Origin of the sequence: Microbacterium sp. che218 (assembly GCF_040436305.1) — a bacterium.
In the GTDB taxonomy this organism is placed as follows: domain Bacteria; phylum Actinomycetota; class Actinomycetes; order Actinomycetales; family Microbacteriaceae; genus Microbacterium; species Microbacterium algihabitans.
The window spans coordinates 385307-398180 of sequence record NZ_AP031501.1 but is presented as its reverse complement, the minus strand read 5'-3'; the positions used below and the strand labels follow the sequence as shown (position 1 = coordinate 398180).

Genomic DNA, 12874 nt, shown 5'->3' with positions numbered 1-12874 from the left:
CGTAGTTCGCTCGCCAACTACGCTGGACCGATGACGGATGCCGTGAACAATCCTCTCCTCGCGCCGCCCTCGCTCCCCTACGACCTGCCGCCCTACGGCAGCATCGACGTCGAGCACTACCTCCCCGCATTCCGCGCCGGTTTCGCCGCGCAGCGGGCGGAGGTCGACGCGATCACCGCGCAGAGCGCCGAGCCCACGTTCGAGAACACTCTCGTCGCGCTGGAGCGCAGCGGGCAGGTGCTCGACCGGGTCGCGCGCACCTTCTACACCGTGGCATCCGCCGACGGCACCCTCGCGATCCAGGCCGTCGAAGAAGAGCTCGCTCCCCTCATGTCGGCGCACCGCGACGCGATCCAGCTCGACGCCGACCTGTTCGCGCGAATCGCCGCCGTGCACGCGCAGCTCGACGACCTCGACCGCGACGCCGAGAGCCGCTACCTCGTCGAGCGGTACCACCGCGAGATGTCGCTGGCCGGCGCGGGTCTCGACGCCGCGCAGAAGCAGAAGCTCACCCAGCTCAATCAGCGACTGTCGGTGCTGACGACCGCGTTCGAGAAGAACCTGCTCGCCGACACCAACGAGCTCGCGGTGGTGTTCGACACTGCGGATGAACTCGATGGCCTGAGCGACGGCGAGCTGTCGGCCGCGGCGCAGGCGGCCACGAGCCGCGGCCTCGACGGACGCTACGTCGTGAACCTCACGCTGTACACGGGCCACCCCCTGCTCGCTTCGCTCGCGAACCGCGAGAGCCGCCGCCGCCTGCTCGCGGCCTCGCGCTCGCGCGCCGCGCGCGGCAACGACAACGACAACCGCGGAGTCCTCCGCGAGATCGTGCGCCTGCGCGCAGAGCGCGCTGAGGTTCTCGGCTACCCCTCGCACGCCGCCGCCGTCCTCGCCGATCAGACGGCGGGGTCTCCAGATGCCGCGCGCGACCTGCTGCGCCGGCTCGCCACCCCCGCTGCCGCCAACGCCCGCTCCGAGCAGGAGGCTCTGCAGAAGATCGCCGATGCCGATGGCATCCGGATCGAAGCTCACGACTGGGCGTTCTACACCGAGAAGGTCCGCGCCGAGCGGTACGACCTCGACCGCGCCGCCCTGCGTCCGTGGTTCGAGGCCGAGCGCGTGCTGCGCGACGGCGTGTTCTTCGCGGCCGAGAAGCTCTACGGCATCCGCCTGACCGAACGCCACGATCTTCAGGGCTACCACCCCGACGTCCGCGTGTTCGAGGTGCACAACGCCGACGGCAGCGAGCTCGGCCTGTTCCTGCTCGACCTGTACACGCGCGACAGCAAGCGCGGCGGTGCGTGGATGAATTCCATCGTGACGCAGTCGGCCCTGCGCGGCACGGCCCCGGTCGTGGTCAACAACCTCAACGTGAACAAGCCCGCGCCCGGAACCCCGACGCTGCTGACTCTGGATGAGGTCACCACCCTCTTCCACGAATTCGGGCACGCCCTGCACGGGCTCTTCGCCACCGTGACCTACCCGCACTTCGGCGGAACGGCCGTCTACCGCGACTTCGTCGAGTTCCCCAGCCAGGTGAACGAGATGTGGATCCTCTGGCCCGAGGTCCTCACGAACTACGCCCGTCACATCGACACCGACGAGCCGCTGCCCGCCGACGTCGTCGAGCGCCTGCACGCCTCCGAGGCGTTCAACCAGGGCTTCGCGACCAGCGAGTACCTCGCCGCATCGTGGATCGATCAGGCATGGCACGGCCTCTCGGTCGATGAGGCGTCGGCCGACATCGACGTCGCGGCCTTCGAGGCGCGAGCGCTCGCCGACATCGGCCTCGACAACCCCGCCGTTCCCACCCGCTACGCCTCGACGTACTTCGCCCACGTCTTCTCGGGCGGCTACAGCGCCGGGTACTACTCCTACATCTGGAGCGAGGTGCTCGACGCCGACACCGTGGAGTGGTTCCGCGAGAACGGCGGCCTCACGCGCGAGAACGGCGACCGCTTCCGCCAAAGGCTCCTGGGGGTCGGTGGTTCCGGCGATCCTCTCGCCGCGTACCGCGATTTCCGGGGTCGGGATGCCGAGATCCAGCCGCTCCTCGAACGCCGCGGTCTCGCCGGTTGAGGTCGGCCGAACGTCGGGCCCGGTCGCGTCGTGCGTCCAGGTCCGTCGTCGTCAGACCGCGTACTTGAAGCCGACGTGCGAGTCGACGAAGCCGAGGCGCGTGTAGAACCGGTGGGCGTCCACGCGCGCGGCGTCGGAGGTCAGCTGCACGAGGGTCGCGCCGGTCGCGGGTGCGGCCACGTGCATCACCCACCGCATGACGGCCGTGCCGATGCCCGACGACCGTTCGGCCGACGACACGCGCACCCCCTCGACGAGCAGACGGGTGGCGCCGCGTCGGGCCATACCGGGGATCACGGTGAGCTGCAGGGTGCCGACCAGACGGCCGGCCGCATCGTCGACCACGAGGAGGTCGTTCAGCGGGGCGTCCAACACGCAGCGCAGTGCCGCGGCGTAGGCCTCCCCGTCGGAGTCGTCGCCACGATCACCGCGGGCCGCGCTGATGGGGTCGTCCGAGAGCAGCGCCATCAACCCGGGCAGGTCGTCGGGAACAGCGCGACGCACCTGCACGGCCCCGGTGCGGCTCGAGAGGATAACGGGGAGGGAGAGATCCGAAAGCATCCCTCCATCCTGCCCGCCTCAAAACATCGTGTCGGCCCACGGCTCGACAACCTGCTGCACGGCGCTTTGCCGCAATCCGTCAGCGCCAGCCGAGCACGTCGCGCACGAACGCCTGCGAGGCGGGAGCCCCGTCATTCGGTATCCCGCGCAGCGCCTCCCGCGAGACCAGCAGGCCCGCCGGCGCGTACCGCGCCTCGACGCGGTCGAGGGCGGCGCTGACGAGGTGAGCGGCGTCGTTCGCCGTGGTCCAGCCCACCAGCGTGGGGTGCGAGAACACCACGAGCTCCGCACCCTCGTCGTGCGCCCGGGCGCTCGTGATGACGACCGTCGGGGTCACCCGCCGGCGGAGACCGGGCACGAAGGCGAGCGGGGTGTGCTGCACGGCGGCATCCACGATGCCCGACGACCACGTCGGGGCGGAGGCTCCGATGCGCAGGTCTTGCGCGATCCACTCCGAGCCGCGTGCCGACAACGCCTTCGACACCCGGTCGTCGCCGACGTCGAATCGCTCGCTGCGCAGGGCTTCGACGAGCGCCGTCAGCGCGGCACCCGGACGATCACGCACGATCAGCCGAGCCCCGCGGGTCACACCCCCGACGGTGAGAGGGCTCACTCGCAGCTGCTCGCCGCGCCCGTGGAACACGGGGGACGCGGTCAGGCGCTGCGGCGCTTCTGCGCCAGCACGATCGTCGGCTGCGCCCCGTCTTCGACGGCCGCGCGGGTGATGACGACCTTGGCGATGTCGTCGGCCGAGGGCACGTCGAACATGATCGGGCCGAGCACGTCTTCGAGGATCGCGCGGAGCCCACGAGCGCCGGTCTTGCGCTTGACGGCGAGGTCGGCGATCGCGCGCAGGGCGTCGTCGTCGAACTCGAGCTGAACCCCGTCGAGCTCGAACATGCGCTGGTACTGCTTGATCAGCGCGTTGCGCGGCGTCGTCAGGATCTCGGTCAGCGCGTCCTGGTCGAGGGGCGACACGGATGCCACGACCGGCAGGCGACCGATGAACTCGGGGATCAGACCGAACTTGTGCAGGTCTTCGGGTAGCGCCTCGCTGAAGAGGTCGGGCGCGTCCTCCTTGCGCTGGAGGGGCGCTCCGAAGCCGACGCCGTGCTTGCCGACGCGGGCGGAGATGATCTCCTCGAGCCCGGCGAAGGCGCCCGCCACGATGAACAGCACGTTCGTCGTGTCGATCTGGATGAACTCCTGGTGCGGGTGCTTGCGGCCGCCCTGCGGCGGAACCGAGGCGACCGTGCCCTCGAGGATCTTGAGCAGCGCCTGCTGCACGCCCTCGCCCGACACGTCGCGCGTGATCGAGGGGTTCTCGGCCTTGCGGGCGATCTTGTCGACCTCGTCGATGTAGATGATGCCGGTCTCGGCGCGCTTGACGTCGAAGTCGGCGGCCTGCAGGAGCTTGAGCAGGATGTTCTCGACGTCTTCACCGACGTAGCCGGCCTCGGTGAGGGCCGTGGCATCGGCGACGGCGAACGGCACGTTCAGGCGCTTCGCGAGCGTCTGCGCGAGGTAGGTCTTGCCGCAACCGGTGGGCCCGAGCAGCAGGATGTTGCTCTTGGCGATGTCGATCTCTTCGGCGCGCTGCTCCGCGGGCTGAAGGGTGCCGTGCGAGCGCACGCGCTTGTAGTGGTTGTAGACGGCGACGGCCAGAGCACGCTTGGCGGGCTCCTGCCCGACGACGTACTCCTCGAGGAACGAGAAAATCTCGCGCGGCTTCGGCAGATCGAACTCGGCGACCTCGCCGGCCGACGACTCGGCCATGCGCTCTTCGATGATCTCGTTGCAGAGCTCGACGCACTCGTCGCAGATGTAGACGCCCGGACCGGCGATCAGCTGCTGCACCTGCTTCTGGCTCTTGCCGCAGAAGGAACACTTGAACAGGTCGGCGCTCTCACCGATACGTGCCATCGCGGATCCTCCCGTCACCCGGCCTGCGCCGGTGTGTTACCCGAGCCTAACCCGAGCCCGCGCGAACCGAGGGCATTCGCGCGCGCGGCGGCGTCATGATCGCCGATGGCGGACACACGGCATCCGCTCCCCCGCCGGATCATCTCGGCCGTCGAACCGCCGCGATCGTCACCCCGCCGCGGTGGCCACCGCACGCGCCGAACGCGGCCGAGCCCCGCGCACGACGAAGCCCCGCAGACCGAAACGGGTCTGCGGGGCTTCGTCGTGTCGCGAGTGCGTCAGGCGGTGAGGGCCGCCGGGGTGCGCTTGCGGGTCGTGAGCACCTGGTCGACGATGCCGTACTCCATCGCCTCGGCGGCGGAGAGGATCTTGTCGCGGTCGATGTCCTTGTTGACCTTGGCGACGTCCTGACCGGTGTGGCGCGCCATCGTCTCTTCGAGCCAGGTGCGCATGCGGAGGATCTCCTGCGCCTGGATCTCGATGTCGGACGCCTGTCCGTGGCCGGCTTCGCCCATCGCGGGCTGGTGGATCAGGATGCGGGCGTTCGGCAGGGCGAGACGCTTGCCGGGAGCACCGGCGGCCAGCAGCACGGAGGCAGCGGAGGCGGCCTGGCCGAGTACGACCGTCTGGATCTGCGGCGAGACGTACTGCATCGTGTCGTAGATCGCCGTCATGGCCGTGAACGAGCCACCGGGCGAGTTGATGTACATGATGATGTCGCGGTCGGGGTCCTGCGACTCGAGAACGAGCAGCTGGGCCATGACGTCGTCGGCCGACGCGTCGTCGACCTGCACGCCGAGGAAGATCACGCGGTCTTCGAACAGCTTGTTGTAGGGGTCCTGGCGCTTGTAGCCGTAGGCCGTGCGCTCCTCGAACTGAGGAAGGACGTAACGGCTGGACGGCATGTGAGACGCTGCGCCGCCGAAGGTGGGGATGTTCATGTGAGTGTCCTTTTCCTCTCGCCTCAGACCGCTGCGGTTCCGCCGCCGCCGGTGACGTCGGTGGCGTGCTCGCGCATGTGGTCGACGAAGCCGTACTCGAGGGCTTCCTGAGCGGTGAACCAGCGGTCGCGGTCACCGTCGGCGTTGATCTGCTCGACGCTCTTGCCGGTCTGGGCCGCGGTGATCTCGGCCAGACGACGCTTCATGTCGAGGATGAGCTGCGCCTGCGTCTGGATGTCGCTCGAGGTTCCGCCGAAGCCACCGTGCGGCTGGTGCAGCAGCACGCGGGCGTTGGGCGTGATGTAGCGCTTGCCCTTGGTGCCGCTGGTCAGCAGCAGCTGGCCCATCGACGCCGCCATGCCGATGCCGACGGTGACGATGTCGTTCGGCACGAACTGCATCGTGTCGTAGATCGCCATACCGGCCGTGATCGAGCCACCGGGCGAGTTGATGTAGAGGTAGATGTCCTTCTGCGGGTCTTCTGCGGCAAGCAGCAGGATCTTGGCGCAGATCTCGTTGGCGTTGTCGTCGCGCACCTCGGAACCGAGCCAGATGATGCGGTCCTTGAGCAGTCTGTCGAAGACGCTCGTTGCCATAAGGGGTTCGGGCATGTGTGCTCCTCTTCCGTGATCTGCAATGAATCTACCGGGGGCCTCCGACACCGGATGCCGTGTTCGCCGCGGGCGGATCAGCGCGGTGTTCCGGCGATTTCTCGCGCGTATCCGGTCACCGACCGGGTATAGCGGGGCAGGTGCGGTGCGAGGGCCTGAAGGGCGACGGATGCCGCCCGCTCGGGCGCTCCGCTCGACACCAGCGCCAGGGCGTAGAAAGCGGCGGCCGCGTCGTGCAGCGGACCGCGGGGTTCGCGCTCGTACTCGGCCTGCAGCATCGCGAGCGATTCCTCGGTCTTGCCGAGGTTGCGGATCGTGCTCGCCAGCTGGATCGTGGCGCGCGTGCGGCGCTCGTCGTCGAGGCCGATCTCGAGCGCGCGGCGGTACAGCACCTCGGCCTCGGCCTCGATCCCGGCCGAGTCGCGCGCTCCGGCGCGCTCGAACAGCGCGACGGCGTCATCGGCCGGCCGCTCGGCAGCGAGCTCGTCGATGCGCACGATCACGTCTTCGGGGCTGAGCGCCTCATCGGCCCAGACGGCATCCACTCTGTTCTGCCAGTCGTCCATGTGTCGCATCCATTTCTCGTCAGGCATGTCGAGTGTCCAGGACACGCCGCTGACCGTCGGGCCGTGCGGCGTGTCCTGGACACTCAATGGGGGTTGATGTCCGGCATGGCGCGCGCCCGGGACACGCCGCGCGAGCGGGTCGCGGAACCGCGTGTCGAGGACGCTCGACGGCATCCGGGAACGAAGAAGGGGGCGGATGCCGTGGCATCCACCCCCTCCGTCATGACTTACTCGCTGTCAGCGGCGTCGGCCTTCTTCTTGGCCGGGGCGCGCTTCTTGGCGGGAGCCTTCGCGGGGGCCTCGTCAGCGGCGGCCTCGTCGGCGGGAGCCTCGTCGGCAGCGGCCTTCTTCTTCGCGGGGGCGCGTTTCTTGGCGGGAGCCTTCGCGGGGGCCTCGTCAGCGGCGGCCTCGTCGGCGGGAGTCTCGTCGGCGTCGTCACCCTCGGCGGGCTCTTCGCCCTCGACGGCGACGAAACCGGTCAGGTCGACGGGCTTGCCGTCGGTGTCGACGACGGTGACCTTGCCGAGCGCGATGGCGAGGGCCTTGTTGCGGGCGACCTCACCGACCAGCGCGGGCAGCTGGTTGCCCTGCTGCAGCGCGTTGACGAAGTCCTGCGGCGCCATGTTGTACTGCGCAGCCGACTGGATGAGGTACTGGGTCAGCTCGTCCTGCGACACCTGCACGTTGGCGTCTTCGGCGATCTTGTCGAGCACCATCTGCGTGCGGAACTGCTTCTCGCTCGCCTCGGTGACCTCGGCGCGGTGCACGTCGTCTTCGAGGCGGTTCTCGCCCTCGAGGTGGGTGTGCACCTCGTCTTCGATGAGCTGCGGCGGCACGGGGATCTCGACGGCCTCGAGGAGGGCGTCGATGAACTTGTCGCGCGCGGCGGAACCCTGCGTGAAGACGGCCTGCTGCGACACGCGCTCGCTGAGCGACTCGCGCAGCTCGGCGATCGTGTCGAACTCCGACGCCATCTGGGCGAAGTCGTCGTCGGCGTCGGGCAGCTCGCGCTCCTTGACGGCGGTGATCTTGACGGCGACCTCGGCCTCTTCGCCCGCGTGCTCGCCACCGACGAGCTTCGAGCGGAAGGTGGTCTCCTCATCGGCGGTGAGCGACTCGATCGCCTCGTCGATGCCCTCGAGCAGTTCGCCCGAGCCGATCTCGTACGACACGCCCTCGGCGCGGTCGATCTCGTTGCCGTCGATCGTGGCGACCAGGTCGAGCTCGACGAAGTCACCCGTCTTGGCGGGGCGGTCGACCGTGACGAGCGTGCCGAAGCGCGCGCGCAGGCGGTCGAGCTCAGCGTCGATTCCGGCCTCGTCGGCCTCGGCGGCGTCGACGGTCACCGTGATGGTGTCGTAGGCCGGCAGGTCGAACTCGGGGCGCACGTCGACCTCGACGTCGACGATCAGGTCGCCGGAGAAGTCCTTCAGCTCGGGGAGCTCGACGATCTCGGCGTTCGGGCGACCGATGACGCGGAGGTCATTGGCCTCGACGGCCTCGCGGTAGAACCCGTCGAGCCCCTCGTTGACGGCGTGCTCGATGACGGCGCCGCGGCCCATGCGCTGGTCGATGATCGGCGCGGGGACCTTGCCCTTGCGGAAGCCGGGGATCTGCACGTCGCGCGCGATGTGCTCGTAGGCGTGCGCGATGCTCGGCTTGAGCTCGTCGGGCGAGACCGTGATGTGCAGCTTGACCCGGGTGGGGCTGAGCTTCTCGACGGTGCTGTTGACCATGCGGTTCGTTCTCCTCGTGTGGCCCGCGCGCACGCGGGGGCCGGTTGGGCCTGTGGTCTGTGGGGCCGTTCGTCGGGGCGACAGGATTTGAACCTGCGGCCTCCCGCTCCCAAAGCGGGCGCTCTACCAAGCTGAGCTACGCCCCGGGGCGGCGCGCGGCACGCGCCGACGAAACGACCGCTGAAAGTCTAGTCGATCGGCCTGGCTGCGCCCATTTCGCCGGTCCCCTTGCGCGACACGGCTGCCGGATGCCGACTCCGCGGCGTTCGCGAGGGGCCTCAGCGTGTCGTAGAGTAGGTGTCGTCCGACTTCCCGATTCTTTCAAAAACCGCGGAAATTCGGGGCTGTAGCTTAGTGGTAAAGCCTCTGTCTTCCAAACAGATGATGCGAGTTCGATTCTCGTCAGCCCCTCCACCTCTTCTCAGGCGTCACCGCTTTCGAGCTCGCGCGTGAACGATTCCGGCAGCACGACGTTCTCGCCCGTTCCCGCGAAGAAGCCCGCGACCTGTTCCGGCCGGTACCCGGCGATGCCGCAGCCCACCTCGGTCACGAGGAAGCGCAGTTCGTCATGCTCCGCGGCGAAGGCGACGAAGCGTCGCGCCTGCTCCTCGAAGACCTCGAGCCCCGACATGGTGTCGATCCCGTACGACTGCCCCTGCAGGCCCTCGCTCTGACCCCAGATCGCGCCGAAGCGGTTCATCGCGAATCGCGCCGCTCCCCCGCCGTGCGCGCCCGAGGCGTTCGAGCCGAAGACGAAGACCTCGTTCGGGGCGAGAGATGTGATGTGCATGCGCGCGAGGTTACGCGCCCGATGTCTCGCCGTCGGCCGGGGTTGCGGCATCCGGGATCTGCTCCGCCGAACGGTGGCGCTCGACGTGCGCGAGGTAGGTCTGCGCGTTGCGGAGGATCTTCGCCCGCTCGTCGGGCGTGAGCGCGCGGCGCACCTTCGCGGGGACTCCGGCGACCAGCGAGCCCTCGGGCACGACGGTGCCCTCGAGCACGACCGCTCCCCCGGCGATGAGGCATCCGGCCCCGATCTCGGCGCCCGACAGCACGACGCTGCCCATGCCGATGAGGGAGCCGTCGCCGATCGTGCAGCCGTGCACGACGGCGTTGTGGCCCACCGAGACGTCGGCGCCGATCGTCACGGGGCGGCCGGCGTCGACGTGCACCGACACGTTGTCCTGCAGGTTGCTGCGCGCACCGATCGTGATGGCGGCGCTGTCGCCACGGAGCACCGCGTTGTACCAGACGCTCGCTCCGGCGGCGAGATGCACCTCGCCCACCACACGGGCTCCGGATGCCACGAACGCGGTCTCATCGATGACCGGGGCGGCACCGGGGAGGGCGAGGACGGAGGCGAGCGCATCGATCGGCATGCGCCGAGGCTAGCCCGCCGACTGCCTACTGAGGGGCTACGCACCACGAGAACGGACTACGCAGGCGCGGGGTGGCGGATACCGCATTGCCGCGGATCAGTAGCAGAGAACTCACACCGAACTCCTAGCTTCGGTGGCATAAGCCGCACCGACACAGGAGTCGTCATGTCGCAGATCACCGAACCCACCCTCGCCACGACCGATGAGCGACCCGTGCGTCGCCACCGGAAGGCCAAGGCGATCCTCGCGATCGCCGCTGGCACCGCCCTGCTTCTCGGAGGCGGCGGCACCTACGCCTACTGGTCGACCGAGCAGGCACTCACCGCCACGCCGATCAACTCCGGAAACCTCGACCTCGGTCTCGGAGCGGGCACCTGGTCGCTGAAAGGCGTCCTGGGAGCGGTCACGCCCGTGAGCAACCTCGCCAACGTCCGCATCGTCCCCGGTGACGTGCTGACCCTCACTCAGCCGCTGACCGTGACCCTGACGGGCGACACGCTGGTGGCCGACCTGCAGGCCAAGGTCGGCGCGACCCTGAGCGGCAGCACCCTGGGGCAGAACCTCACCGTCGCGCTGACCATGCCGACGAACTACGGCACCTCGACGGGCAACAACACCTTCCGTCTCACGCAGGCGAACTCCGGCACGACGACCGCGACCGTGACCATCACGTTCAAGCCGGCCACGGCGGGTCAGACGGCGGTCGCCACGAGCGTCAACCTCAACGACATCTCGTTCGCGCTCACGCAGGCCTCCAGCTGAGCGGCGCCCGCCATGTCGAAGCGCGACGAGGGCGTCACGCGACGGCTGCGGTGGGCGGGGCTGCTCGCGGCGGTCCTGGTTCTGGGAACCGGGACCGCCGCGGCACAGGCGTACTGGCAGGCGCAGAAGCCGTTGTCGGGCACCGTGGCATCCGGAGCCTTCGCGATCTCCGCGGTGTGGCAGGGAGCATGGTCGAGTGCCCTTCCCCTCTTTCCGGGTGAGACGCGGGACTCACCCGTCCTGACGGTGACCGAGACGGGGGCCGCCGGCACCACCCTGCGCTGGCGCCTCGCTCCGACCGTGACCGCTTCGTCGAGCCTGACGACCCAGCTGTACGTGGGAGGGTGCGGGAGCTCCACCATCATCGCCGCCGGCGCGTCCTACGCTCCGCCCGGCGGATTCGCCCCGGGGCAATCGGTCGACCTGTGCCTGCGCGTCACCTTGAAAGCGGACGCGCCCTCGAACATCCAAGGCACCGCGTTGACCCCGTCCATCTCGGTGAAGGCCGTCCAGGTGACGCAATGATCGCGCGGAATCGTCTGCACCGTCGCCTCGGGATCGGTGTGGCTGCGGCGGTGCTCGTCTTCGCCGCGCCCGCTGTCGGCCCCGCGTCGGCAGCCTGGGAGGCGGAGGCGACGGCTGCGGCGCCGGCTCTCACGGCGGCCTCTCTCGCCGCCCCCGTCATCGGCTGCGCCACCGGAGGCACGGCGCTCGCACCCACCGCCACCCTGTCGTGGAACACGGTGGCCCGAGCGACGGGGTACCGCGTCACTCTCACTTATCCACCGACCGGGGCCACGAGGGTCCTCGTCGACAGACAGACGGCGACCTCGCTGAGGATCGACACCGGTCTGCTCGAGAGCGTCCTCGGCGGGCTGCTGACGACCCTTCTCGGTTCAACGCCCTCCGTCGTCACCGTTCAAGCTCTCACCGACGGCGCGTGGGTGTCGGTGCCGAGCAACGGCGCCCCGATCGCCGTGACCGGGCTGCTCCAGATCGGATTGCTCGGCGGTGTGAAGTGTCAGCCGTGAACCTCCGACGCGACCACCGCACCACCCCACCCGACGCTCCGTCGCGCCGCGGCTGGGCCCGCGCCCGCGCGATCATCGGCACCGTCGTGCTCGCCGTCGTGTCGCTCTTCGCCCTGCTCACCGTGGTGCTGCCCCTGATCCTCGGCGCGCAGACGTACACCGTGCTGACCGGGAGCATGCAGCCCGGCATGCCGCCCGGAACCCTCATCGCGGTGCGCCCGGTTCCCATCGACGCGGTGCGGATCGGCGACGTGGTGACCTACCAGATCCGCTCCGGCGATCCCGCGGTGGTGACCCACCGCGTCGTCGGCACGACCAGCAGCACGGGAGGCGACCGGCTGCTGATCACGCGCGGCGACGCCAACGACACCGACGATCCCGCGGTGCAGTCGGAGCAGCTGCGGGGCACGGTCGTGCTCGCGATGCCCTACCTCGGCTATCCGGGCGCCGTCTTCGGCGGGCAGCAACGCGGCGCGGTCGTCGCGGCCATCGGTGTCGCCGTCGTCGGGTACGGTCTGGCGTTGCTCGCCTTCGACACCCTTCGCGCTCGTCGCACCAAGGCGGCGGGTCCGGCCGCGGGCGCGTTGATCGCGGTCCTCGTCTGCGCGCCGATTCTCTCCCCCAGCCCTGCCTCGGCGGTGGAGGTGCCGGATGCCGCGGCGCCCGGCCGACTGCTCGTGAGCGTCGACGGAGAGCGTTTCGTGCCCGACGGCTCGGTCGAGCTGTTCGGCGGGGTCGGCGAACTCGTTCCCGGCCAGACGGCGGACGCGACGCTTTGGGTGCGCAACGCCGGCACCGTTCCGGCCCGAGCCGCGTTGCGCGTCGACGCCGCTCCGGCCCCCGCCACCGTTCCCGATGAGGCGCTGGCATCTGCGCTCCAGCTCGTGGTCGCCGCCTCGCCGGTGCCCGACGGGGCGGAGTGGGTCAGCGAGATCATCCCGGCCGGACAGACGGTGCGCCTCGAGGTGGGGCTGAAGATGGATGCCGCTGCGGGCAACGCCTCGCGCTCCGCCTCGGCCACCGTGTTCCCCGTGGTCACCCTCACGCAGGCCGTCACCACTCCCAAGCCACCGGTCGCCCGTCCGCCGTCGGGGGTGCTCCCCTGGACGGGAGTCGGCGCGCCGCTCGCGCTCCTCGTCTGCGGAGCCGCGCTCGCGATCGGCATCGGGGTGGCGGTGCGGTCGCGACGCCCGCAGAGAAGGTAAGGATTGCCTTTTCACCAGGTATTTAGCCGAGCCTTCTCTTGCTTGCGGAATGCTCCCGCGTGAGTAGCGTTGCATTC

The 12874-nt window shown here is 69.6% G+C and carries 14 protein-coding genes and 2 tRNA genes; 6 read left to right on the top strand and 10 right to left on the bottom strand.

Annotated features, from left to right (window positions below; translation table 11 throughout):
- The first annotated feature begins 30 nt into the window (after positions 1-30).
- Complete coding sequence (locus ABXS86_RS01885; RefSeq protein ID WP_353665443.1) at positions 31-2082, top strand: M3 family metallopeptidase; 2052 nt, start codon at positions 31-33, stop codon at positions 2080-2082.
- Positions 2083-2133: 51 nt separating this feature from the next.
- On the opposite strand, the gene ABXS86_RS01880 is transcribed toward ABXS86_RS01885, so the two are convergent.
- The 8 genes from ABXS86_RS01880 to ABXS86_RS01845 form a co-directional block, all read right to left on the bottom strand.
- Entirely contained in the window at positions 2134-2643 is a 510-nt protein-coding gene (locus tag ABXS86_RS01880) for a GNAT family N-acetyltransferase (RefSeq protein WP_353665442.1), read from the bottom strand.
- Positions 2644-2722: 79 nt separating this feature from the next.
- Positions 2723-3256 (bottom strand): hypothetical protein, encoded by a 534-nt coding sequence (locus tag ABXS86_RS01875; RefSeq protein WP_307211372.1) that lies wholly within the window; start codon positions 3254-3256, stop codon positions 2723-2725.
- Positions 3257-3297: 41 nt separating this feature from the next.
- Complete coding sequence (gene clpX, locus ABXS86_RS01870; protein ID WP_144835365.1) at positions 3298-4566, bottom strand: ATP-dependent Clp protease ATP-binding subunit ClpX; 1269 nt, start codon at positions 4564-4566, stop codon at positions 3298-3300.
- Between the two features lie 278 nt (positions 4567-4844).
- Positions 4845-5507, bottom strand: a complete 663-nt coding sequence (locus tag ABXS86_RS01865; protein WP_056231073.1) for an ATP-dependent Clp protease proteolytic subunit — start codon at positions 5505-5507, stop codon at positions 4845-4847.
- A 23-nt stretch (positions 5508-5530) separates the two neighbouring features.
- Positions 5531-6118 (bottom strand): ATP-dependent Clp protease proteolytic subunit, encoded by a 588-nt coding sequence (locus ABXS86_RS01860; protein WP_174799692.1) that lies wholly within the window; start codon positions 6116-6118, stop codon positions 5531-5533.
- A 77-nt stretch (positions 6119-6195) separates the two neighbouring features.
- Positions 6196-6684 carry a tetratricopeptide repeat protein gene (locus ABXS86_RS01855; protein ID WP_353665441.1) on the bottom strand — a complete coding sequence of 163 codons (489 nt, stop codon included), beginning with the start codon at positions 6682-6684 and terminating at the stop codon, positions 6196-6198.
- A 227-nt stretch (positions 6685-6911) separates the two neighbouring features.
- Positions 6912-8420 (bottom strand): trigger factor, encoded by a 1509-nt coding sequence (tig, locus tag ABXS86_RS01850; RefSeq protein WP_353665440.1) that lies wholly within the window; start codon positions 8418-8420, stop codon positions 6912-6914.
- Positions 8421-8492: 72 nt separating this feature from the next.
- Positions 8493-8566: transfer RNA gene (locus ABXS86_RS01845), tRNA-Pro, on the bottom strand.
- Between the two features lie 194 nt (positions 8567-8760).
- Between ABXS86_RS01845 and ABXS86_RS01840 the strand changes: the two genes are divergently transcribed.
- A tRNA-Gly gene (locus tag ABXS86_RS01840) sits at positions 8761-8834 on the top strand.
- Positions 8835-8841: 7 nt separating this feature from the next.
- Here the strand turns inward: ABXS86_RS01840 and ABXS86_RS01835 are convergent.
- Both ABXS86_RS01835 and ABXS86_RS01830 read right to left on the bottom strand, forming a co-directional pair.
- Positions 8842-9210: a hypothetical protein gene (locus ABXS86_RS01835; RefSeq protein WP_353665439.1), complete on the bottom strand. Its 369-nt coding sequence runs from the start codon at positions 9208-9210 to the stop codon at positions 8842-8844.
- Positions 9211-9220: 10 nt separating this feature from the next.
- Positions 9221-9799 (bottom strand): gamma carbonic anhydrase family protein, encoded by a 579-nt coding sequence (locus ABXS86_RS01830; RefSeq protein WP_353665438.1) that lies wholly within the window; start codon positions 9797-9799, stop codon positions 9221-9223.
- A 165-nt stretch (positions 9800-9964) separates the two neighbouring features.
- On the opposite strand from ABXS86_RS01830, the gene ABXS86_RS01825 reads away from it, so the two are divergent.
- Genes ABXS86_RS01825 through ABXS86_RS01810 form a run of 4 tightly spaced genes read left to right on the top strand, consistent with a single transcriptional unit; the run spans position 9965 to position 12797 of the window.
- A complete protein-coding gene (locus ABXS86_RS01825) occupies positions 9965-10561 on the top strand; it encodes an alternate-type signal peptide domain-containing protein (RefSeq protein ID WP_353665437.1) in 597 nt (198 codons plus the stop codon).
- Positions 10562-10573: 12 nt separating this feature from the next.
- Entirely contained in the window at positions 10574-11086 is a 513-nt protein-coding gene (locus tag ABXS86_RS01820; RefSeq protein ID WP_353665436.1) for a hypothetical protein, read from the top strand.
- Positions 11083-11592, top strand: a complete 510-nt coding sequence (locus ABXS86_RS01815; RefSeq protein WP_307211389.1) for a hypothetical protein — start codon at positions 11083-11085, stop codon at positions 11590-11592. Before ABXS86_RS01820 ends, ABXS86_RS01815 begins: the two co-directional genes overlap by 4 nt.
- Positions 11589-12797: a signal peptidase I gene (locus tag ABXS86_RS01810; protein ID WP_353665435.1), complete on the top strand. Its 1209-nt coding sequence runs from the start codon at positions 11589-11591 to the stop codon at positions 12795-12797. Before ABXS86_RS01815 ends, ABXS86_RS01810 begins: the two co-directional genes overlap by 4 nt.
- Positions 12798-12874 lie beyond the last annotated feature (77 nt).